Source organism: Virgibacillus dokdonensis (assembly GCF_900166595.1).
GTDB classification, from domain to species: Bacteria; Bacillota; Bacilli; order Bacillales; family Amphibacillaceae; genus Virgibacillus; species Virgibacillus dokdonensis.
Genome location: NZ_LT745763.1, coordinates 1,142,559 through 1,164,719, shown reverse-complemented (window position 1 = coordinate 1,164,719; position 22,161 = coordinate 1,142,559). Strand labels below are relative to the sequence as shown.

At 35.9% G+C, this 22,161-nt stretch carries 18 protein-coding genes, 1 pseudogene and 1 riboswitch; of the genes and pseudogenes, 2 read left to right on the top strand and 17 right to left on the bottom strand.

Annotation, left to right across the window (positions count from 1 at the left end):
• Window positions 1-11: 11 nt before the first annotated feature.
• From B2C77_RS06985 to B2C77_RS06955, 7 genes and pseudogenes are all read right to left on the bottom strand, one after another.
• Window positions 12-809 carry an ABC transporter permease gene (locus tag B2C77_RS06985; RefSeq protein WP_077702974.1) on the bottom strand — a complete coding sequence of 266 codons (798 nt, stop codon included), beginning with the start codon at window positions 807-809 and terminating at the stop codon, window positions 12-14.
• Window positions 806-2,062, bottom strand: a complete 1,257-nt coding sequence (locus tag B2C77_RS06980; protein WP_077702973.1) for an ABC-2 transporter permease — start codon at window positions 2,060-2,062, stop codon at window positions 806-808. Before B2C77_RS06980 ends, B2C77_RS06985 begins: the two co-directional genes overlap by 4 nt.
• An 11-nt stretch (window positions 2,063-2,073) precedes the next feature.
• A pseudogene (locus B2C77_RS06975) lies at window positions 2,074-3,005 on the bottom strand (ABC transporter ATP-binding protein).
• A 192-nt stretch (window positions 3,006-3,197) separates the two neighbouring features.
• Complete coding sequence (locus tag B2C77_RS06970) at window positions 3,198-3,839, bottom strand: response regulator transcription factor (protein ID WP_073005962.1); 642 nt, start codon at window positions 3,837-3,839, stop codon at window positions 3,198-3,200.
• Window positions 3,817-4,935, bottom strand: a complete 1,119-nt coding sequence (locus B2C77_RS06965; protein ID WP_077702972.1) for a sensor histidine kinase — start codon at window positions 4,933-4,935, stop codon at window positions 3,817-3,819. Before B2C77_RS06965 ends, B2C77_RS06970 begins: the two co-directional genes overlap by 23 nt.
• Before the next feature lie 201 nt (window positions 4,936-5,136).
• Window positions 5,137-5,982, bottom strand: a complete 846-nt coding sequence (locus tag B2C77_RS06960; protein ID WP_077702971.1) for an SAM hydrolase/SAM-dependent halogenase family protein — start codon at window positions 5,980-5,982, stop codon at window positions 5,137-5,139.
• A 1,243-nt stretch (window positions 5,983-7,225) separates the two neighbouring features.
• On the bottom strand, window positions 7,226-7,726 hold the full coding sequence (locus B2C77_RS06955; protein ID WP_077702970.1) for a DNA-deoxyinosine glycosylase: 501 nt from the start codon (window positions 7,724-7,726) through the stop codon (window positions 7,226-7,228).
• Window positions 7,727-7,802: 76 nt separating this feature from the next.
• Between B2C77_RS06955 and B2C77_RS06950 the strand changes: the two genes are divergently transcribed.
• Window positions 7,803-8,738 (top strand): NADP-dependent oxidoreductase, encoded by a 936-nt coding sequence (locus tag B2C77_RS06950; RefSeq protein WP_077702969.1) that lies wholly within the window; start codon window positions 7,803-7,805, stop codon window positions 8,736-8,738.
• A gap of 72 nt (window positions 8,739-8,810) precedes the next feature.
• Here B2C77_RS06950 and B2C77_RS06945 read toward each other — a convergent pair whose 3' ends face one another.
• The 8 genes from B2C77_RS06945 to pruA all read right to left on the bottom strand — a co-directional run bounded on the left by B2C77_RS06945 (window position 8,811) and on the right by pruA (window position 17,752).
• A complete protein-coding gene (locus tag B2C77_RS06945; RefSeq protein WP_141130701.1) occupies window positions 8,811-9,206 on the bottom strand; it encodes a hypothetical protein in 396 nt (131 codons plus the stop codon).
• 256 nt (window positions 9,207-9,462) lie between these two features.
• Entirely contained in the window at window positions 9,463-10,893 is a 1,431-nt protein-coding gene (locus B2C77_RS06940) for a DHA2 family efflux MFS transporter permease subunit (RefSeq protein WP_077702967.1), read from the bottom strand.
• Window positions 10,894-11,135: 242 nt separating this feature from the next.
• Window positions 11,136-12,428, bottom strand: a complete 1,293-nt coding sequence (locus B2C77_RS06935) for a nucleobase:cation symporter-2 family protein (RefSeq protein WP_077702966.1) — start codon at window positions 12,426-12,428, stop codon at window positions 11,136-11,138.
• A gap of 1 nt (window position 12,429) precedes the next feature.
• Window positions 12,430-13,011, bottom strand: coding sequence for a xanthine phosphoribosyltransferase (locus B2C77_RS06930; protein ID WP_077702965.1), 582 nt, complete (start codon window positions 13,009-13,011; stop codon window positions 12,430-12,432).
• Between the two features lie 287 nt (window positions 13,012-13,298).
• Window positions 13,299-13,400: riboswitch (purine riboswitch) on the bottom strand.
• A 78-nt stretch (window positions 13,401-13,478) separates the two neighbouring features.
• A complete protein-coding gene (locus tag B2C77_RS06925; protein WP_077702964.1) occupies window positions 13,479-13,847 on the bottom strand; it encodes a VOC family protein in 369 nt (122 codons plus the stop codon).
• A gap of 162 nt (window positions 13,848-14,009) precedes the next feature.
• Window positions 14,010-14,996 (bottom strand): ornithine cyclodeaminase family protein, encoded by a 987-nt coding sequence (locus B2C77_RS06920; RefSeq protein WP_077702963.1) that lies wholly within the window; start codon window positions 14,994-14,996, stop codon window positions 14,010-14,012.
• A gap of 17 nt (window positions 14,997-15,013) precedes the next feature.
• Window positions 15,014-15,931 carry a proline dehydrogenase family protein gene (locus B2C77_RS06915; protein WP_077702962.1) on the bottom strand — a complete coding sequence of 306 codons (918 nt, stop codon included), beginning with the start codon at window positions 15,929-15,931 and terminating at the stop codon, window positions 15,014-15,016.
• A gap of 273 nt (window positions 15,932-16,204) precedes the next feature.
• Window positions 16,205-17,752 carry an L-glutamate gamma-semialdehyde dehydrogenase gene (gene pruA / locus B2C77_RS06910; RefSeq protein ID WP_077702961.1) on the bottom strand — a complete coding sequence of 516 codons (1,548 nt, stop codon included), beginning with the start codon at window positions 17,750-17,752 and terminating at the stop codon, window positions 16,205-16,207.
• A gap of 367 nt (window positions 17,753-18,119) precedes the next feature.
• Here pruA and B2C77_RS06905 point away from each other — a divergent pair, with 367 nt between their 5' ends.
• Entirely contained in the window at window positions 18,120-18,668 is a 549-nt protein-coding gene (locus B2C77_RS06905; protein ID WP_077702960.1) for a helix-turn-helix domain-containing protein, read from the top strand.
• A gap of 377 nt (window positions 18,669-19,045) precedes the next feature.
• Here B2C77_RS06905 and B2C77_RS06900 read toward each other — a convergent pair whose 3' ends face one another.
• Together B2C77_RS06900 and B2C77_RS06895 are read right to left on the bottom strand one after the other, a co-directional pair.
• Window positions 19,046-19,591: a helix-turn-helix domain-containing protein gene (locus tag B2C77_RS06900; RefSeq protein ID WP_303046195.1), complete on the bottom strand. Its 546-nt coding sequence runs from the start codon at window positions 19,589-19,591 to the stop codon at window positions 19,046-19,048.
• An 853-nt stretch (window positions 19,592-20,444) separates the two neighbouring features.
• The gene (locus B2C77_RS06895) at window positions 20,445-22,112 is read right to left on the bottom strand and encodes a glycoside hydrolase family 13 protein (RefSeq protein WP_077702958.1); all 1,668 of its coding nucleotides are present in this window, start codon (window positions 22,110-22,112) and stop codon (window positions 20,445-20,447) included.
• Between the last annotated feature and the right edge of the window lie 49 nt (window positions 22,113-22,161).

Genomic DNA, 22,161 nt, shown 5'->3' with positions numbered 1-22,161 from the left:
TATGAACTTGTTTAATTGGTATTTCTATTTACACAAAATATTTTACACTCTCCATTAAAGTCAACACCAAAAACAAAATAGAAAAACGAAAATATAATCAATATTTGCAAGTACCCTATACAAAAGCTGTAAATCATATTTCCAGCGTACATTTTCCATTTCTTAACTGGAGATAAAATAAGCCGATCCCAAACTCCTTCCTGCTTTTCAATAAGAATTGGTAATACATTATAAGCAACCGTATAAATAACGAAAAACAAACTAAAGCCAAATAAAAACTGATAAATTGGATCGTACATCATCTCCTGACCAGTAGTAAAATTGCTTGTAGTAACAGAGAAAACGGGATTTTTTAAAGCTTCGTCAATTTCCTTTTGCAACGCAGCATTCTCCGTTTGTTTTAAATCACCTATATGATCTATTATTTTTTGCCGTTGTCCATATTCTGTATAAGCTTGACGCATCATATTGTCCAAGGACGTAACCGTTGTTGATTCTACACCTACGATTAACTCATATGTGTCTTTCTTTAGTATGGCGCCAACTTCTGCTTTTCCTTCCTTCACAGATTGAATCAATGCATCTTCTTCCATCTCTTTAAAGGAAATGCTTTCTTCATCATTCAATGTTGTAAGGATAGAAGAACCTGTTACTTCCTCGTCCGCAATTACTACGGGAACACTAGCTCGACTCTCAAAACCAGTTAGTCCCATAATAAGCGCAAACACAATACATATTCCAGTAAAACCGAGAAACGTCCATGGATTACGTAAAAGATGTTTTAGCTTAGCAAGTAAGATTGCTGTCATACCATTTTCCCCCTTTTAGGAAATGTCATTGCAGCAATCATAATCATGGCGAAACCAAAAACAGAAAGAAATAAAATATGATTACCGATTTTTCCAATAGATTCCCCTCTTAATATTGCTAAATAGGCTGACATTCCTGATCCATTAGGAGTAAAATTACCAATCAGTTCAATGACTTGAACATTTTCTCCGATTGGAAAAAAGCTACCTCCAACTAAAGCGAGTATGGACACAATGACACTTGAAAATAAATTGGTTACCGTTTCGGAATGCATTCGATAACTAATTGCTGTTAATAAGACAGTAATACCTCCAACCGCAATGGAAAATGCAATCGTTATTACGATAAAAGCTGTTAAATCACCCCATGTTACATCAAAGATAAGCCAAGCAAAACCGTAAATAACGAGTAATTGAATGAGCGAAAAAATCACAGCTGAACATAGGACACCTGTAAAATAGGTCCATTTTGACATATTAGCTAAAATAATGCGCGCAAACACAAAGCTTTGCTTTTCCCGAAATGCTATAAGCCCAATTGTTGAAGCAACAAATAGTGCATTCATTACAGCCATACCAACAGTGTAATATTCTTTTGCCGTTATAGATTTTCTCTGCTCAAGATTTTTTTGTTGGCCTTCAACAGATATAGTAGATAAATCTGCCTCGTTTTGCTCCATTCCTTTTTCTTCAAGTAATGACTCTAAAGTAAGCTGTTGTTGAAAGCTTTTAATAATACTTTGAATAGCTCCTGCACTAAGTTGTTTCTCTTCGTTTTCATACAGTTGTAACTGTGGAGCCTGCTTACGATCTAACAAAATATATGAAAGGTATTGATAGGAAAAATCTTCTGGAACTTCAATAACTGCAGTATACGTGTCCTCCTGCAATATTTTACTTTTTTCTTCCACACTAATTTCTTCTAACTCCATCATTTTCGAAATCTCTTTTGTATGAAAAATTGTTTTTAACGTTTGAATAGGTAAACGTTTTTCTATGTTTGCTACTGTGTCCTCCGTCAATCCCAGGTCCGTTTCAAAATCACGTTTAAATTTTTCAAATTGCTCCCTTTCTGAACTGTGCTCTATCATAGCGACTTTCGCATGCATACCTGGCGAGTCTCCATCCATAAAGTTCCCTAAAGCTGACCCTAAAATTACAATAAGAACAACTGGTAAAGCGAGAAGTAACAACAGCTCTACAGGACTTCTCCATAATAGAAGGAATTGTTTTTTAATAATTTGCCCAATCATCTGCCACTCTCCTAATCTCGCAACGCTCTACCAGTAAGATGTAAAAACACATCTTCTAATGTCGGTGTTTTTATATTGACAGAAATTAACTCGATGTTTGCCTCATCTGCCATTGCAATTAAATCTTTAAATAGATTAACCTCTTTAGAAACCATGACGGTAATCTGTTTACCATTACATCCACACTATTTACAAGTGGATATGTTTTTAATTCATAAATAAATGGATTGGTTAGATGGCTTGCTTTAATTACGATTGATTTTTCACCAGATAGAATACGGTTTATTTCTTCCTTTGTTCCAGCTGCAATAAGATTCCCTTTATCCATGATATAAATGCGATTACATAAATACTCGACTTCTTCCATATAATGGCTCGTATAAAGAATTGTGACATTCATTTCTTTGTTTAATCGTTTTACCGTTTCTAAAATATACTTTCTCGATTGCGCATCAATCCCAACAGTCGGCTCATCCATAATAAGTAATTCTGGTTCATGTAATAAAGCTACTCCAATATTTAACCGTCGCTTCATCCCACCAGAGTATGTTTTCACTACTTCTTTCTTTCGATCTGCTAAACCAATTATTTGTAGAACGTCTTCTATACGTTTTTGTAATTGTTTTCCTTTAATCTGATAAATCCTACCAAAAAATCGTAAATTTTCTTCCGCAGTTAAATCCTCGTATAGCGCAATTTCTTGTGGTACAATGCCAGCAACTTTACGAAAAGACGTAGGGTTTTTTAAAATACTTCGATTGTCAAAGTAGACTTCCCCTGCTGTTGGCTCCACTAATGAAGACATAATAGATATAGCTGTTGACTTCCCGGCTCCATTTGGCCCTAGTAAGCCAACAATTTCACCACGTTCCATGAACATATTCATATTCTTAACTGCATACGTTTGTTTAAATTTCTTTGAAATATTTACTAATTCAAGCATAACATTCCTCCTTTTAATCATCTTATCGGTTTTACTTTCTATTTTGCAGTATCTTCAGTCATAAAATAAAAAAATAAAAGTGACGGAGGTCACTTTTATTACTCTATAAGAAATGATTTATAGATAAAAAACAAAGTTTTTCTAAAATAAATAAGTTATTCATCGTTTTAAGTTCATACTTTCATAGAAGCATTACATCGTTAAGTGATGTTTCACAGCGAAAATAGCAAGTTGCGTCCGATCTCGTAAGTTAGTTTTTTGTAAAATTTGTGTCAAATGGTTTTTTATCGTCCCAAGAGACAAATGTAATGTTTGAGCTATTTCCTTGTTTGTTTTTCCTTCCCCTACTAATCTGGTAATGAGTAATTCTCGCTCTGATAAAGGAACGTCTAATTCTGTCTTGTTTTGTTCTGTACCTTTTAGTAAACGCGGCATCACTTTAGCAGCTACCTCTTCATGAATCGTCATTCCACCACGCATACAGCTATGTACTGCATCAATCAACTTTTTTGACTCTGTAGTTTTAAGCAAAAAGCCTTCTGCCCCTTCTTTTAAAGCTGATAAAACATAGTCATCATCATTAAACGTTGTTAAGATGAGAATTTTTACAGAGGGGTTCATTTGTTTAATAATCCGAGTAGCTTCAATACCATTCATGACCGGCATTCTAACATCCATCATTACTAAGTCAACAACATGTTGTTCAACAATTTTAATTGCTTCTTTTCCATTCGCAGCTTCAAACGGTACGCTAATTTGCTCATCTTGCTGTAAAATTACTTTTAAACCTTGCCGAACAATAGCTTGATCTTCAACAACTAGAATTCGCCACATGCTTTTCAATCTCCTTTACAACGCATGGAATAGTTCCTACAACTACAAAATGCTGCTCTGTTTGATAAATATGTAATTTACCATGTATCTCCTCTATTCGTTTTCGCATGTTTGTTAACCCAAACCCAACAACAAACTGTCTAGCCTGTAAAATTCGGTTTCTAATCTCAAAAGTGACATCATCCACTGCCGATTTTCCTAACTCTACTTGTACTTCTCGATAAGAGGAATGCCGCATGACATTTGTTAAAGCTTCTTGTATCGCTCGATATAAAGTAATACTTTGCTTATTTGTAAGCGCAACTGATAGAACACCTTGCTTCATCGTAAACTTCACCATTAGCTGACTTTCTGCTTCTAACTTTCGAATAAGTTGAACAACAGATGCTACACCCTGAATCTCTTCCTGGTGTAAAGCCTTTACAGCCTCTCTTGTTTCTTTTAAAGCTTCTTTGGCCATTATTTTTAACTCTTCATAGTCACGTTCCTTATTTTGAATGGATAAAATTTCTATTTTCATCATAAGCGCTGTTAAGCGGTGTCCGACAGAATCATGAATGTCGCGAGCAATATTTGTCCTTTCCTCTAATCTCGCCTCTCGATCAGCTGAAGCATTCATTCGTTTGTTTTTTCGAAATTCGCCAAGTAGTTGCTCATACATTTGCCTTAGCTCTTGCCTTTCTGTAAAAATTCTATTACCGACTAAAATTAAACTGACAAAAAGAATATGTAATAATATTACTTCAATTATGTAATCTTTTATTAAAATCGTGTACAAAATGGAAATCACAAAATTAATGATGAGATAGCCTTTTAATAAATATCCTTGTAACCTAAAAGTAGCATCGACAACGAGAAAATAAAGATAAGTGATGATATAAAATTGCTCAGTCCCTACTGTCCACATGTGTAGAATTGCAATAACAGACAAGACAACATAGAAATAGATATGATGCTTTTGTAACGATAATAAGCAAAAAAAGGCAAAAGAAACTGCAAATAAACTAATGCTAAACGGTATATAATTACTATCAAACAAAATAAGCATAAGCCATAAACAACTAAACAAGCTAATCCTTCCAAAAAATAACCCCACAGCTTCACTCCCCCCTCCTACTACATGCACTTGGCACCAAGTAAAAAAAACAAAATTTAAGTGTTTGACTTTCCAAATTCCTTTTACCACAAACCCGATACTTTCAAATAAAAACGTCTACAATCATGATAAATCAACTCAGGTAAGCGGTGATTATTCCCTATAGTGTAACAGAAAAGCCAAGTTTAGAAACCATTCCATTCACTCGTCAACTTTCTGAATAAACACTCCCCAGCTTGTACCCGTTCCTATATGATACGCTTTAGCGAAAGAACCTTGATTCAGCGCAATAGCTGCTTTATCTAATGAATTAATGTATAGTAAAGGCTCTCCTAAATGCGTTTCAGCAAATGAACGCACAAATAACAACTTATTTTTGTATACATCTTTTTGATGATGGGAAATCGTAACATACAACCTATCACCATATTGATGGTCAGCTTCAACTAATAAACGACGATTTATGTTTGTCCACACATTTCCAAATCGCACATCAAGTATGTCGATACATCCACGAATGATTCCTTTATTAATTGCAGCGTTTTCTTCTTTTAAACAAGTAATTCGGTCTTCATCCCTCTTCGGTCCGACCTCTTCATAACGAATAACTCCAGTAGAAAGTCTTGCAGCTGTATATGCGTAAATATCCCTTCCATGAAAAGTGTGTGACTCTCCGGATCGCGGCAATCGGTTTATTTTTTCATCAATGATTCGAACTTCTTTTATACCAATATGGCCTTTCACATGCGTCAATGTTCCATTATCTGGTGTTACAATATACTGATTTCTATTTGTTTTAACAACAACACTTAGTCGATCCGTTCCTACCCCAGGGTCGACAACAGAAACAAACACCGTTTCTTCTGGCCAATAGGACATCGTTTGATACAAACGGTAAGATGCTTCCCAAATATTATATGGAGAAATATCATGTGTTAAATCAAAAAGTTGAATGGATGGATCCACCGATTTAGCAACACCATACATGGCACTTACCGCCCCATCACTTAAACCAAAGTCTGTTTGTAGTACAACATGTTTTAACATTTCTATTCCTCCAATATTTTATCATAAGGATATCCCTTTACTTATCCTACTAGAGTATACAGTTGTTACACTTTTTTCATTTAACTTATGTCTTTAAGTACCGTTTCATGTGTTTAGAAAATCTTCATTTATCATTCAGTCATTATGGCGAAAGCGTTGCCACCTATAATTTTACTTTCCTATGTACAAAAAACACGCTCCCATCTTCATCTCTGGATAAGGACGTGATTATATTTACGTCATACCGCCTAATTGTACAGCAGCTACCATATACAGCTCTCTAAATACGCTTACCCAAAAGCGCGACCACATTCTTACATCAAGTATAGTTTGTAGTTGATACTTAGGTTACTCAACAAAAACCGTCTAAGTCTACAAATTATTAAAAACGATGCTTAAAGAGGTCATTGTATACCTACTGAACCAGTCTTGTCGCCAAATCTCTATGATAAAAGTGGCTTATACAATAATCCATAAAGTTTATAGCATAAACCATAACCTGTCCATATTTCAATTTGTCAAAGCTTGTATTCATGCTAACAATAGCCTATTTACCCAGGGAATTACCTATTTTCTACTTAACTAATTTGAAAAGGAACAAACCTAGGTTTATAACCTACGAGAAAACAAATTTAGCATAGGGAATATTGCTTAATTAATTGAAAAATGAGAATTTTATACCATTTCCTAATAATTCCCACAAATCAATGCCGTATTATAGTATAATGAGGGGGACAGGTTATGCAGAGGGCGAAAGAAGTGAAGAAGATTTCTTCATGCTTGGCGACTGGTAATCCCTTAGAGAAAGGGGCTGAATGAATTGATACCAATTGACAAGACGATAGAACTGATGTTTTCGTTCGCAACGCTTGTATTGTTAATTGTAAATAGCCGCGAAAGCAAATAAAGCCACTCTGCCGATGGAGTTAGCAAAGGATAATGATGACGCCACTAATGACATGATGTGCCATGCTATCCTATAGCGAAGTCGCCATAAGGATAACCCGTCGCAGGAGTCGTAAGTTGCCGCTTACGACTCCTTTGCTGCCCCTCTTTCTACTGAAAAACCACTTTAGTGCTTCTCTCTAAAACTAGTATACCATTTCATTAAAACAATCCATCTTATACTATTAGTTAACAGTTACACTTATTCATACTATACTCTAAACTAATTATTTCTTCCTACTATATTCAGTATACCCTATTTCCTGACTGCTAATCGACAAAAAGCATAAGCTATTCGTCAAATATATTTCAAAATCACCTTCCACGCTTCCACCTTATCTACAAAACGCTTTGTATATTTTCCTGGAATTGGGCTCGTTGAAGGTAGCTTAACCACATCTACTTGAGCTAAATGCTCTTGCTTAAAATACTTATTTAACAGTTGATAGGATTTCCCTCCATTACAAGCTATTAATTTGATGGAAGGATACTTATGTAATAAAGAAGGAATATCATTAGGGGTTTCATCTTTAATATTTGCATCTAAACTGCCTGCTCGATAACAAGTCCCTACCGTATCCCAAAGTGCTAAGCAATGTTTTTTACAAACCTGCAACTTTTGAGTATAATCGATTACCTTAGGTTCTTGAAGGATAGTGAGCAGGATATCCCAAAACTGATTTCTTGGGTTCCCGTAATACTCTTGCCGTTGAAGTGATTGTTTTCCTGGCATGGAACCAAGGATAAGCACTTTAGGATCTTTAGGTAAAACAGGTTGAAAAGATGATAGTTTTTCCATCTTACTACCTCCTTATGCATAATCTGAACAGAACCCTGAGATTATAATACTAACACCTTTAGAAAGTAGGGAAAACATGAAGGCTATTGTTATAAACCAATATGGTCATGCAAATCAACTTGAAGAACGCGATGTTCCTAAGCCACAAATAAAGGATAACCAAGTTCTTGTAGAGATGCACGCTACAAGTATTAACCCAATAGATTGGAAAGTTCGTGAAGGATATTTAAAGGAGATGCTCCCACTTGAATTTCCTATTATCCTTGGATGGGATGCTGCTGGTATCGTTCAAGAAGTTGGCTCAAGCGTAACCAAATTTAAAACTGGTGACCGTGTATTTGCCCGTCCAGCAACAAGCGCACAGGGAACTTATGCAGAATACACCGCGATAGACGAAGATAAAGTAGCTCTTCTTCCAGAAAGTATTACATTCAATGAAGCAGCAGCTGTACCTTTAGCCGGTTTAACTGCTTGGCAATGTCTTTTTGACTTTGGTCAAGTCAAAGCTAAAGACAAAGTATTCATTCACGCTGGATCTGGAGGAGTCGGAACATACGCCATTCAATTTGCAAAACATTTTGGGGCGTATGTAGCTACTACAGCAAGTGAGAAAAATCAGGAACTTGTTGAATCTTTAGGAGCAGACCGGTTTATTAATTATAAAGAAGAAGACTTCTCTGAAATAATTAAAGACTACGACCTAGTTATCGATACAATTGGTGGAGAAGTTCAAGAAAAGAGCATGCATGTGTTAAAAGAAGGTGGAAAATTAGTTTCCATTGTGCAACCACCAAATGAAGACTTAGCGAAAGAATTAGGAATTACAGCTGGATTTTTATGGTTACAAGAAAATGGAAAGCAACTCGAGGAAATAGCAAAGTTAATGGAAAACGGTCATGTCAAATCCATTATTGGACATAACTTCCCGCTAACGCAAGAAGGAGTACAACAAGCTCACCAGCTTAGTGAAACGCATCATGCTAAAGGAAAAATCATTATAAACACCAAATAAATATTGTTGCTGCGATCATGAATAACGTGACCGCAGCATCTTTTTTTCATATCTAATACACTGTACATGATTTTAAAAGTTTTCCTTGTTTCTATCGTTACGAAAATACTTTCTAGTTCTTATTTTATTTATCAAAGCATAAAAGTAAGAAGACAATTTTTTTCCTACGCTATCTTTTAAAAATAAACCTAATGTAAACAATAAATAGAGGTGGAGCAATACAATAATAAAAGCTATTAAATTAGCATCCAATACTTGTTCAAAAATATACATGAACCCACTCATTTTGGTTGGTTTTCCAATAATAAATAGAAAAGCCACTAACGGCGAAGCAATAGCTAAAATAATAGATGCATAAGCAAAAGGAATCCATTGATCACGGCAATTATAAATAATTGCAAGCAAAAACGTAACAGCAATAAAAATAACATACATCAAGACTAACGCGGTAGAAAACAAATGCATCAAGTATCACCTCTTAAAGTATGTTCCCAACTTACTTACCACCCTTAAACATAAAAAAAGGGGGATAATATAAGAAAAAACTTGTACTAAAATAGCTATTCATATGGCATATCCAATATGATTCTACGTAGCTAGTTAATTCATTGCCTGCAATTACTTTAATAGTAAGTGGTTTCCACAAAACTACCATGGCAGCTTTTTAAACGATAAGCCGGAAAACTTTCATACTTTTTTCTATTCTATATAGCACAAACTGCACTTAAGCTTCCTGTTGCTTTAAAACCCTTTCTTTGGACGCCTTGTCTTTTACGAAGAAAGCTAGTATAAGACCAAGGAAGGATGTTGCTGTTGCAACATAAAACGCCATGTTCACCCCATGTATTTGTCCTGTAACAGTCGCTTCTTTACCAGTACCCAAAGCCGTCACAGTCATAATCGTAATTAACAAAGCTGTTCCAATTGAGGCGGCAACTTGTCGCATTGTATTCGTCATTGCTGAACCATGTGGAATTAAACGATAAGATAATTGATTTAACCCAGCTGTCGTAGAAGGCATCATAATCATGGAGATACCAAACATTCGAACCGCAAAGACGATGGTTAAATAAGTAAATGACGTATCTACAGATAGATTGGTATACAATAATGACGTAATCGTTAATAAGAACAGTCCTATCATTACTAAGTATCTAGCACCAAATCGGTCAAAAATTCGTCCATTAATCGGCGACATAATTCCCATTAGTAGTGCGCCTGGCAAAATCATCAAGCCAGATTCAAATGGCGTAAACCCTGCCATATTTTGCATATAAATTGGCAGAATGGTTTCTGCAGAGATTAAGCCAATAAATCCAATCATTCCAATGATCATCGTAATGGTAAATATTTTGTTTTTAAATACTCGAAATTCCAAAATTGGTTCCTTGAGTGTGAATTGACGAGTAATAAATAGCGCTAAAGTAATTAGCCCAATAGCTAACGACACAAGCACCAATTGATCGGTCCATCCATTATTACCAGCACTACTGAATCCGTAAAGTATTCCTCCAAAACCGAGGGTTGAGTATAATATAGATAAGATATCAACTTTTGGATAGGTACGTTTTGTTATATTCTTCATCACAAAGTACGCAATGATAACGTTCATAATAGCTAAAGGTAAAACGACATAAAAAATAGACCTCCAATCGAAATGCTCAACTAACCAACCAGAAATAGATGGTCCTAAAGCAGGGGCAAATCCAATTACAAGCCCAACCATTCCCATGGCAGTTCCTCTTTTTTCAATTGGAAACATAAATAAGAAGATGGTCATCATCAGTGGCATCATAACTCCAGCGCCAGCAGCTTGAATGACCCTTCCTGTCATTAATAGAAAAAAGCTTGGTGATATGGCGCAAATAAATGTACCAACAGAAAATGTTCCCATAGCTGTAACAAATAATTGTCTTGTAGTAAAGGTTTCAATTAAAAAAGCAGTAATAGGTATCATAATGCCGTTTACGAGCATAAAAATCGTCGTTACCCATTGGGCCGTATTTTCGGTTAAATGTAAATCTTGCATAATAGGAGGTATAGCTGTGGTGAGTAATGTCTGATTTAAAATGGCTAAAAAAGCTCCAGTAATCAGCACGATAACGATTGGTAATTTATTCATATTCTCTACTTCTTTTACGGATTGACGTACCATCCTATTTCCCCTTTCTTTTAAAACAACCAAATACGACTTATATAGAAAAGTATCTTTTATTCTAACATAAGTCTATTGGATAATAAATAAAGTGAAACTTCACGCAATAGAGTTATAGGAAAGGTGCTTAAACGAAGAGAAGTGGAACAGAGTGGAAATCAAAATACGTTATTTCCTCCCTTCACTTTTTTAGATTTTGAAGGGAGAATAAATACGGCTCGTCATATGTGGAATCTATCTCTTTATGCTTCTTGCTCACGCAAACTGATATGCTCATTGGTTTTTCTTTGTGGAAGCATATGGAATAAAATATTTAGCACAATAGCTGTAACACTTCCCGCCACAATGCCATTACTTGTTAATATTTGAATGCTCTCCGGAAATTTGGCAAACAATTCAGGTACAACAGTTACACCTAGCCCCATTCCTACAGAACATGCCACAATCATCGCATTTTCCGATGATTTCATAATGACAGGACCAAGCATTTTAATTCCTTGGGAAATTACCATACCAAACATGGCAATCATCGCACCACCTAATACAGGAGTTGGAATAATTGTCGTTAAAGCGGCAATTTTAGGAATGAAACCAAGCGTTATAAGCATGACACCAGTAATAAAAATAATGCTTTTCTTTTTCACACCAGTCATTTGCAACAAACCGACATTTTGAGAAAAAGCGGTGTATGGAAAGGCGTTAAAAAAGCCTCCCAATAAAATGGCTAATCCTTCCGCTCTGTAACCGTTTGCCAAGTCCTTCCCTTTGAGTTTTTGATCTGTTATATCCCCCAAAGCAAAATATACACCTGTGGATTCTACTAATGAAACGATCGCGACTAATATCATCGTTAAAATAGCAGACCATTCAAATGTTGGTGTGCCAAAATAAAAGGGGTGCGGTAAATGAAGATAGGAAGCTTCTCGAACAGCTTGAAAATCAACTAAACCCATCATACCAGCCGCTAATGTTCCAATAATTAAACCTACTAAAATAGCAATAGATTTCATAAATCCTTTAGCAAATCGATATAATATAATAATAAATAATAGCGTCCCAAAAGATAAACTTATGTTTACTAATGAGCCAAAGTCACTTGCTCCTTGCCCGCCCCCCATATTATTTATAGCTACAGGAATAAGCGTAATTCCAATAATCGTTACAACAGAACCTGTTACAACTGGAGGAAAGAATTTCACCAATTTACCAAATATCCCGCTTACAGCAATGACAAAAAGCCCAGATACAAGAATAGCTCCATATATAGCAGTCACTCCATAACTAGAGCCAATTGCTATCATTGGACCTACCGCAGTAAAAGTACAACCCAAAACGACAGGTAAGCCAATTCCAAAGAATCGATTTCTTAAAACCTGTAATATAGTCGCTACACCACACATTAAAATATCAATAGCAACAAGATACGTTAGTTGAGCTGACGTTAAGCCAAGTGCATCACCAACAATAAGTGGTACTAAAATAGCCCCTGCATACATTGCTAATAAATGTTGTAGCCCTAAAGCAGCATTCTTCATGTTAGTTTTCCTCCTCTAAAAAGGTGACATTTCCGTCTGATAAATGTGCTATTCTGGCAAGGGACTCCACTCGATAACCAGCGTTACGAATGGATTTTCCACCGTCTTGAAAACTTTTTTCAATTACAATACCTATCCCAGCAATCGTTGCTTTAGCTTGCTTTAAAATATCAATCAAACCAAATACCGCTTGTCCATTTGCTAAGAAATCATCAATAATTAGAACTGTATCGTCCTGAGTTATAAACGATTGCGAAATTGAAATTTCATTTGTTTCCTGCTTCGTGAAAGAATGGACTTGCGCAGAATAAAGGTGCTCCGTTAATGTTAGGGATTTACGTTTTCTTGCAAACACAACAGGCACCTTTAAAACTAAGCCCGCCATCACGGCAGGAGCAATTCCTGAAGATTCCAAAGTCAATATTTTCGTTATACCAGCATCTGCAAATCGATCTGCAAATTCTTTTCCAATCTCTTCCATTAAGGATGGGTCAATTTGATGATTTAAAAAAGCATCCACCTTTAAAACTGTATTGGATAATACTTTTCCTTTTGCTAAAATGATCTGTTTTAAACGCTCCATGATGTTAAACTTCCTTTCCATGTCAATATGCATACAAGATTCTCATTTTTAAAAGGTGGACTTCAATGAAGCTTTTATGCAGTTAAATAAGTCCAATTAGGAAAGGGATGGCTATACGGTAAACCTGCATATTTTCTTATTATGCAAAAAACTCGAAAATTCGCTTCCGTCAACCTAACTATGAACGGAAACTGATTTTCGAGTTAAAAGAGAAACGATCGTATTTTGCATAAGAAGACTTCACGTGATGGCGAAATGCGAACACTTTTCTTACAGTGTAAAATACAATCTATATCAGTTATTTTCATAGTCGGTTCATTTACGGTAAACCGGTAGAAACTCGCAAGCCTTATCCCTGCTATTATATGAAAATCGTATTTATTTGAATGTAATCAGTATAGCACGTCACCGTAAATAAACAACCCGCAAATAAATAAAACTAACATTACTATTTTTCTGATATTTTTCTAACTTTTCTCCAAAAACTCTAGCCGATTTCCAAATGGATCGCTAACGTAGAAACGTTTATAATTTGGCAATCGCTCGTCTTCCAAATAAGCTACATCGTGCTCTTGTAAATATCGTTTTAACTTTTCTAAATGTTTTACGTAAATAGCAGGATGTGCTTTTTTCGCTGGCATAAACGGTTCTTCCACACCAATATGTATATGAACATCACCTGATTGTAGCCAAATCCCGCCATTTTTTTGTAATGTCTTTGGTTTATTAATTTCTTTAAATCCCAGGATATGGACGTAAAATGCCTTTGCTGTTTGTTCCTCATCTTTTGGTGCTGTTAATTGAACATGATCCAATTTTTCATAATAAAATACCATCTTATCCCCTCCCTGTTTTTAGTATAAGGGGAAATGGCATCGCTTGCTAATACCGTTTGATTATCACATGATATCATGACTAATTATGATGTTTGTTTTTAATGTTATTAAAAGTTACTTTCCGAAAAAAAAAGCGAACTCCACTTCTTTTCAACGTACGATTCAAGCAAAATCAACTGTTTTTCCAAAGCCAATCGAAAGAGCTTTCGCATAAATACCCCTTGCTACAGCTAAGTCAAAGTAAGCCGTACCAACGGATTTAAAAAAAGTGATTGCCTCATCAGATGGGCGAATAATATGCTCCTGTCGAATCAGTTCATTTAATTCCGCAAACACCTTGGAAAAATCCCAATTACTTTGACTAGCAGCATAAATCAGTTCTCCCGCTTCTTCTTTTGCACTATCCAAATCGTCTACTACGATTTGATCAGCTCTTTTAATTGTTTTTACATCTACCTCTCTCATTGTAGGAAGAAAGGAACCTACCCCGTTAATATGTGTGCCTGGCTGAATATCTTCACCAGCAAACACCGGTGTATTAGATCTCGTGCTACAGTTAACAATATCAGCAGATTTCATGACAGATTTGACAGTTTGTACTACTTGTATGGAGTTATTTACTCCCCATTCGATTAATTTTTCCTTAAATGCGAAAGCTTTTTCTAATGTACGATTATATAAGATAATTTCTTCTATATCCCTAACAGCTAATATACCAAGTACTTGTTCAAAAGCCATCGATCCCGTTCCGATCACTCCCAATACTTTGGCGTTCGCACGAGCTAACTTATCTGTAGCAATAGCACTTAAAGCACCGGTACGTAATCTTGTTAAAAAAGATGCATTCATGAAACAAATATGTTCTCCATCGGTAGCATTTGTCAGCATTAATACACCCTGGGTAGTCGGTTTTTGTTGGTTTGGATTATCCGGAAAAATACTTACTACTTTAACAGAAGCAATATCTGACGATACATCCGCACTTGGCCTATATAAATTGGAGCCATTGTACGTTGGAAGATGTATAACTGTCCGATGCGGATTTTTAATCATTGCATTATTTTTTGCTTGCAACTCTTGCTTCAAATCTTTTATTGCATCAAGCATGAAATAATTTTCTCGTATTTCTTTTTCCGATAAAATTAGCATATAGGATTCCTTTCCGCTTATTTCTTAAAAATTCCTTTTATTACGAAAGCCACATTAGCAGGCCTTTCAGCTAATCTTCGCATATTATAGCCGAACCAATCAGAGCCATAAGGCATATATACACGTACTTTGTACCCTTCTTTTAGTAATTGCTTCTGAAGCTCAAGTCGAATTCCATAAAGCATTTGAAACTCAAACTGCTCTTTGGAAATTTGATATGTTTGTTCCAGTTCTTTTGTATAAGTAATGATCTCATCATCATGAGTAGCTACTGCCGTGTAATTACCATTTAACAAGTTCTGCTTAATCACTTTTTTATAATTCTTATCTACATCTGATTTATTAGGAAAAGCAACTTTTTCTGATTCCTTATATGCCCCCTTTACTAATCGCAAGTATGGGTTATATGGATTTAATGCTTCTAAATCTTCTTCTACTCGGTATAAATAGGCTTGCAATACAGTTCCTACATTATCATATTCCTGTTTAAGACTCGTAAAAATATGTAACGTTTTCTCTAATCGTGCATAGTCTTCCATATCTATCGTAACAATAACATCATTTTCTTTACCTGCTTGTAATATTTTGTGCATATTCTCCATCACAAGCTCATGAGATATATCTAACCCAAGTGAAGTAAGCTTTAAAGATAATTCGGATTGTAAGCCTTCTTTAGCAATTGCTTCAATTGCTTTGACACATTCCTCCGCAGACTGTTTAGCCTCTGATTCACTATCTATAAACTCCCCTAGGTGGTCTACAGTGACAACAAAACCTTTTTCATTTAAAGCCTTTATTTTTTGTGCAGCTTCTTGAATATTTACCCCTGCGACAAAACGTGAAGCTCCAAAACGAAAGCCATATTTTTTTGCTACTTTTGTTAAAGTTTTATTATTAGATAGAAACAAAAAGAAATTTCGCATTATTTGTTCCATGAACTTTCCCCTCCCGGCTATCTCTAAGCTTTGGTTGCTATCATTTTATTTTGTACTATAGGGAAGTATAAAATTTTAGGCTTTATCGTATAAGAAAAACGGCAGCATTTTTCGCCATAGAGAGACTGGAGATAAACCAAGTTTTTCTAATAACGAGATAGCGTCAATTGCCTTATTATATTGTAATTAAACTATCTCCCTCTGTCGTTATGCACAAACAGAGGGAGATGTGACTATTCAATTTGGCAAGAATGCCCTATTTACTTTAAGTAATTAAAACATTTCTGAAGTTGTTTTACCTTGCATGTGGTGTATCAAGTAGTCCGGCCCTCCTGCTTTGGAATCCGTTCCAGACATATTAAATCCACCGAATGGTTGATAACCTACAATTGCTGCTGTGCAGCCGCGATTAAAGTAAAGGTTTCCAACATGAAAATCCTCTCTCGCTTGTTCAAGATGAGCACGATTGTTTGTAATAACAGCACCAGTCAGACCATACTCGGTATTATTTGCAATTTCAATTGCTTCCGTAAAATCTTTAGCTTTCGTAAGACCGACAACAGGACCGAATATCTCTTCTTGCATAATCCGACCTTTCGAATCTACATCGGCGAATACAGTTGGCTTTATAAACCAACCTTTGCTATCATCACCTTCACCACCTGCGATAAGCTCTCCTTCCTGCTTACCAATATCAATATACCCCATTATTTTATCATATGCGGCTTGGTCAATAACCGGCCCCATATAATTTGTATAGTCTACTGGGTCACCTACCGTTAACGCCTCTGTTAACTCTACAACACGGGTTTTCACTTCTTCATACACGTCCTCATGAATAACAGCACGAGAACAAGCAGAACATTTTTGTCCAGAGAAACCAAAAGCAGATTGAACAATGGACTGGGCAGCCAATTCTAAATCAGCTTCACGATCGACGACGATGGTATCTTTTCCACCCATTTCAATAATTGTTCGCTTCAGCCACTTTTGACCTTCATGTACAACAGCAGCTCGTTCAAAAATACGGGTCCCAACTTCACGAGAGCCTGTAAAGCTTACAAAACGTGTTCGCGGATGATCCACTAAATAATCCCCAACGTCTTTGCCTGACCCAGGAATAAAATTGATGACACCAGCTGGAAGACCCGCTTCTTCGAGCACTTCCATAAATTTATAAGCGATTACAGGTGTAGCACTAGCTGGCTTTAGCAACACTGTATTCCCAGTTACCATAGCAGCAGCAGTTGTACCTGCCATAATGGCAAATAAGAAGTTCCAAGGTGAGATAACAACACCAACACCGAGTGGGATGTAGTGAAATTGATTATGTTCAATAGGACGACTATTTATTTTAATGCCGTCTTTTAATGTAAGCATTTGCCTTCCATAGTATTCCAAAAAGTCAATCGCTTCCGCGGTATCAGCATCTGCTTCCTTCCAAGGTTTGCCACCTTCTTTCACTAAGTGTGCAGTAAATTCGTGCTTTCTGCGACGAATAATGGCAGCTGCACGAAATAACAAATCAGAGCGAAACTTTGGATCTGATTTACGCCACGATGCAAATGTTTCATCTGCTGTTTGCATTGCTTTTTCTGCTAACGCTTGATTTGCTTTGGAAACATAACCAACAACTTCATCTTTATTTGCAGGGTTTACAGAGATAATTTTTTCTTCTGTCGTAATTCTCTCTCCACCAATAATTAACGGATATTCTTTTCCAAGATCTTTTTCAACTTTTTCCAAGGCTTTTACCATTTCCTGCCTATTTTCTTCAACTGTAAAATCTGTAAATGGTTCATGTTTGTAAGCTACTACCATACAAAAACCTCCTTCAATATTTTCGCCACTCTACAGGAAGCGTTTTCAAATATTGCAATTTGTTCAACCATAATTTAACTATTAAAGCGCCGCATCCCCCTTCAGCAAAACTGCATTTGAACACATACTAAATTGCAAACGATAGTAATTTTCACACAATTTAACGCGAAACTATTTAAGTATTACTTAAATTATGGTTAACTAAATTATAAGATAGTTTCATCTTTTTCGTCAACTGATTCTTAGGTAAGAACGCTCATTTTTATAAATAAAGTGTTTATATATACCTTTCATTGGTATAAAAACGCTTTTATTCTCTAAATTAAAAGATATATCTTATAAGAAATGGTGTGGAGGAGGGCAAACGATGAGACAGACAACACATATAGGAAAAAGAGTAAACAAGCTGCGAAAGAGAAAAAAATTAACGTTAAAAAACATCTCTGAGGAAACAGGGCTATCGATTAGCTTCTTATCACAATTAGAGCACGGAAAAACCTCTGCTACTTTAGAGTCACTTAAAAAAATTTCAGAATCACTTGATGTAAATCCGAGCTATTTTTTCTCGGAAGAGGATGATGACTCGCGTTCTACAATTACTAGAAATACTGTAGACACAGCAAACTTGACGGAAAATAGATTTATTTATAAGAATTTATCAGGAGACATGAAAGATCCCGCGTTTATTCCAAATTTAATTATTCTCGACCCTGGTGCAAATCGTGGTAACAACTTTTCTCATAAGGGACAGGAATTTTTGTTTGTCCTAGAAGGCACCTTAACTATTGAAGTAGATAATTATGTGAATGTTTTACACCCATATGATTGTGTATTTCTTGACTCTTCTAAACCACATTATTGGTTTAATAAGACAGATAAACCCATTAAATTTTTATGCATTTCGACAAATGATTAGTTCTATGGAAAAAATCGGCGGCATATCGACAAATTTTTATGGTCTTCGTTTTACTTTCCTATCGTGTAAAAAACGGGGGCGTCGGAGAATTTGATAGGAGCGTTGCTTTATTTACATTTCGTCCGGTTATCATCCACTTTATGCAGGACAACACTTTCACTACTAGTGGTAGCTTCCTACTTTTGTCGGCTATTTTTTTACTACTTAGAACCTTCGTACAAACGGATCCTACTGCCTAAAATATCCAGTTCAAACCATCCGTGGAAGGTTTAGATCAACTTGTTTTATCGCTAAATATTTATAGCGAAAGCAAATTTTCTTATAACTATAAACCTTCCTATAGTAAAAAAACGCCACGGATGGAAGTTTGACTGGATTTACAATTGATTATCAATAAAAATAGTTAGTACACGTGCAGGTTCATTATTGACTGGAATAAATAAATGAGGTTTATCCCCTTTAAAATAAGCGCTATCCCCTTGTTCCATATAATGTTTTCTACCTTCATAACGCAAATGAATCGCACCTTCCAATACATAGATGAATTCATCTTGAGAATGGGTATAAGACTCTTCCCTTACATTCATATCCCTCGGCGTAACATATACAATTGTCGGTTCAACGCCTGTGAATGGAGAACGGTTCGCCAACAATTCATAGGAATACCCCATATTGTCGTCCCCAACTTTAAATTGCCGTTTACTAGAAGGGAGTAATACCAGATCACGATCTTCTTGGTCATCTAAAAGCCATGATAGTGGCACGTTTAACGCTTCACTTATTTTAGATAAAGTAGCAATTGCTGAAGCTGTCTGTCCGTTTTCTATTTTTGACAGTAAACTTTTGGATATATCACATTCATCCGCGACCTGTTGTTGCGTTTTCCTTGCACGTAAACGCATTTGCTTTATTTTTGCTCCAATGTTATTCAGATTTATAGCAGCTCGCTCCTTCCATGTATAACCTTTCTTTTCTCATACTTTATTAGTGGATCTTCCATTATTAAAGATGTTCTTTTATCTCCCACTAATTGTTCGTAGTCTTAGAAAAGCTTGGGTTATGTATAAGCCCTAAAATACCTAAGACTTGTGAACAAACTAGGTATGTAGGTACTGTCATCTCCAATAAGATTTGTTCAGCCCGCATTCTTTCAAATTTTGCGATAGTCTTTTTGTAAATTTTCTATTGGAATAAAGGGTACATAAATATATTTAATCATAGAATAGAAGAAAATTGCCGTCAAATATTTGTATATGTCAAGCTTTTCTCAACTAATTATAACCTCTATATTTTTCACTCTATTATATACACTATTACTGGCGTTAATACAACAATTGTTTTATAAAAAGCACAAGCGTAATGTAGATAGTGACAACTGCGGAAAAACACTACAACTACTAGGAACCAAGCTCAGCCTCCACAAAAGAAAGCAGTTCGCTTTTTTCCCGGCAGGGGCTTCCCACTGCGTTTCTCCATAGTACAAGCAAAGCTAACCCTGCGAAACGTCGCCCGAAGAAAAGGACTGTTCATTTTCTCTGTGCTCTTCCTCCGCTAGCCTAACAGTATCAACTGTCGTTTATTTGTACTAGAAAATCTAACAACTACCACGCTATTGCTTACTGTCCTGCTCTTTTCTATCACGTTCTTCAAACCAAGAACCTAACTGAAAAAAGCAGCATCTTATCGAAAGCTCTTCGCTGTCTTATAGTACAAAAAAAGAAAATTAAGCGATCCGCTAAACTACGTGCGGTGTCACTTAACTTTCTTTTAGCGTACTCAAATTAATTCATACACTCTAGCTTCATACGGTTTTAAAGTTATCTGTTCCAACGATCCAGACGCGTCAACTTTATAATTAGATAAAAGCAGTTTCCTTTCTTTAGATGTAATCGTTTTTGGTAATTTAAAGGTAGTTTTCTCAGCAAATAGATTTGTTAATACAAGCATTTGTTGATTATCCAACGTTCTCGTATATGCATAGATTTGGTCATGATCTTCCAAAATAAGCTCATAACGTCCATAGATGAATACATCGTTTTCTTTTCTTATCTGAACCATGTTACGATAATAATGGTAGATGGAGTTACCGTCTGTTTGTTGCTGTTCCACATTAATTTGTTTATAATTTGGATTTATCTTCAACCACGGCGTCCCCGTTGTAAAACCAGCGTTGGCTTGATTATTCCATTGCATTGGGGTTCTCGAGTTATCACGACCATTTTTCCAAATAATTCCCATGATTTCCTCATGACTTTTTCCATTTTCCAGTTCTTCCGCATACATATTTTTAATAGATACATCATTATAATCGTCAATAGAATCAAATTGAACATTTGTCATACCAATTTCTTGACCTTGGTATATAAAAGGCGTCCCCTGCATTAAAAAGTAAAGTGTGGCAAGACATTTGGCAGATTCTTCCCAGTAAACTTCATCATCACCCCACGTCGATACAGAGCGAGGTTGATCGTGATTTTCTAAAAATAAAGCATTCCATCCATTTCCCTCTAATCCCTTTTGCCATTTTGTCAATTTTTGTTTTAAAGCGTGCACATCTAAGCCACCTGTAACGCTTTTCCCCCACAAATCCAAATGTTCAAATTGAAACACCATATTAAATTTACCTTGCTCTTCACCAACCCATAAGTGAGCATCATCGATGGTAACCCCATTTGCTTCACCGACAGTCATAATATCATAGTTGGAAAAGGTCTCCTTTTTCAATTCTTCTAAAAAAGTATGAATACCAGCTTGGTTCATGTGACCTGCAAAAGACGGCACATACTTTTTATTATCTGGATTCGGCAGATCAGGAAAACCAGGCGCTTTTTTAATATGTGAAATAGCATCTACACGAAAGCCATCAATGCCTTTATCTAACCACCAGTTCACCATATTATATAAACTTTTACGTACAGTAGGATTTTCCCAATTTAAATCAGGTTGCTTTTTTGAAAAAACATGTAAATAATAGGCTTTTGTTTGTTTATCATATTCCCATGCAGATCCACCAAAAATAGAAGCCCAATTATTTGGCTCTTTCCCATTTTTTCCTGCATGCCAAATATAATAATCTCGGTATGGATTATCTGTTGATGATTTTGATTCAATAAACCACGGATGCTCATCAGATGTATGGTTAATTACTAAGTCCATAATCAATTTCATTCCACGCTGATGAACTTCAGCTACTAATTGATCAAAATCTTCCATCGTTCCAAACTCAGGCATGATTGCTTGATAATCACTAATATCATACCCATTATCATCATTGGGTGATTGATAAACGGGGCTTAGCCAAATGACATCAATTCCCAAATCCTTTAAATAATCGAGCCTTTGAATGACACCGGGTATATCGCCAATGCCATCCCCATTTGAATCCATAAAGCTACGTGGATAAACTTGATAAGCAGTTGCTTCTTTCCACCAAATTCTTCTCATTGCTGTCTTCTCCTTCTTACCTTTTCTATATTTCTACTTCATAATCAAA

Bases quoted from the DNA above. Each gene is read 5' to 3' on its own strand.
- B2C77_RS06985 (WP_077702974.1), bottom strand. From the start codon at position 809: ATGACAGCAATCTTACTTGCTAAGCTAAAACATCTTTTACGTAATCCA.
- B2C77_RS06980 (WP_077702973.1), bottom strand. From the start codon at position 2,062: ATGATTGGGCAAATTATTAAAAAACAATTCCTTCTATTATGGAGAAGT.
- B2C77_RS06970 (WP_073005962.1), bottom strand. From the start codon at position 3,839: ATGTGGCGAATTCTAGTTGTTGAAGATCAAGCTATTGTTCGGCAAGGT.
- B2C77_RS06960 (WP_077702971.1), bottom strand. From the start codon at position 5,982: ATGTTAAAACATGTTGTACTACAAACAGACTTTGGTTTAAGTGATGGG.
- B2C77_RS06955 (WP_077702970.1), bottom strand. From the start codon at position 7,726: ATGGAAAAACTATCATCTTTTCAACCTGTTTTACCTAAAGATCCTAAA.
- B2C77_RS06950 (WP_077702969.1), top strand. From the start codon at position 7,803: ATGAAGGCTATTGTTATAAACCAATATGGTCATGCAAATCAACTTGAA.
- B2C77_RS06940 (WP_077702967.1), bottom strand. From the start codon at position 10,893: ATGGTACGTCAATCCGTAAAAGAAGTAGAGAATATGAATAAATTACCA.
- B2C77_RS06935 (WP_077702966.1), bottom strand. From the start codon at position 12,428: ATGAAGAATGCTGCTTTAGGGCTACAACATTTATTAGCAATGTATGCA.
- B2C77_RS06930 (WP_077702965.1), bottom strand. From the start codon at position 13,011: ATGGAGCGTTTAAAACAGATCATTTTAGCAAAAGGAAAAGTATTATCC.
- B2C77_RS06925 (WP_077702964.1), bottom strand. From the start codon at position 13,847: ATGGTATTTTATTATGAAAAATTGGATCATGTTCAATTAACAGCACCA.
- B2C77_RS06920 (WP_077702963.1), bottom strand. From the start codon at position 14,996: ATGCTAATTTTATCGGAAAAAGAAATACGAGAAAATTATTTCATGCTT.
- B2C77_RS06915 (WP_077702962.1), bottom strand. From the start codon at position 15,931: ATGGAACAAATAATGCGAAATTTCTTTTTGTTTCTATCTAATAATAAA.
- pruA (WP_077702961.1), bottom strand. From the start codon at position 17,752: ATGGTAGTAGCTTACAAACATGAACCATTTACAGATTTTACAGTTGAA.
- B2C77_RS06905 (WP_077702960.1), top strand. From the start codon at position 18,120: ATGAGACAGACAACACATATAGGAAAAAGAGTAAACAAGCTGCGAAAG.
- B2C77_RS06895 (WP_077702958.1), bottom strand. From the start codon at position 22,112: ATGAGAAGAATTTGGTGGAAAGAAGCAACTGCTTATCAAGTTTATCCA.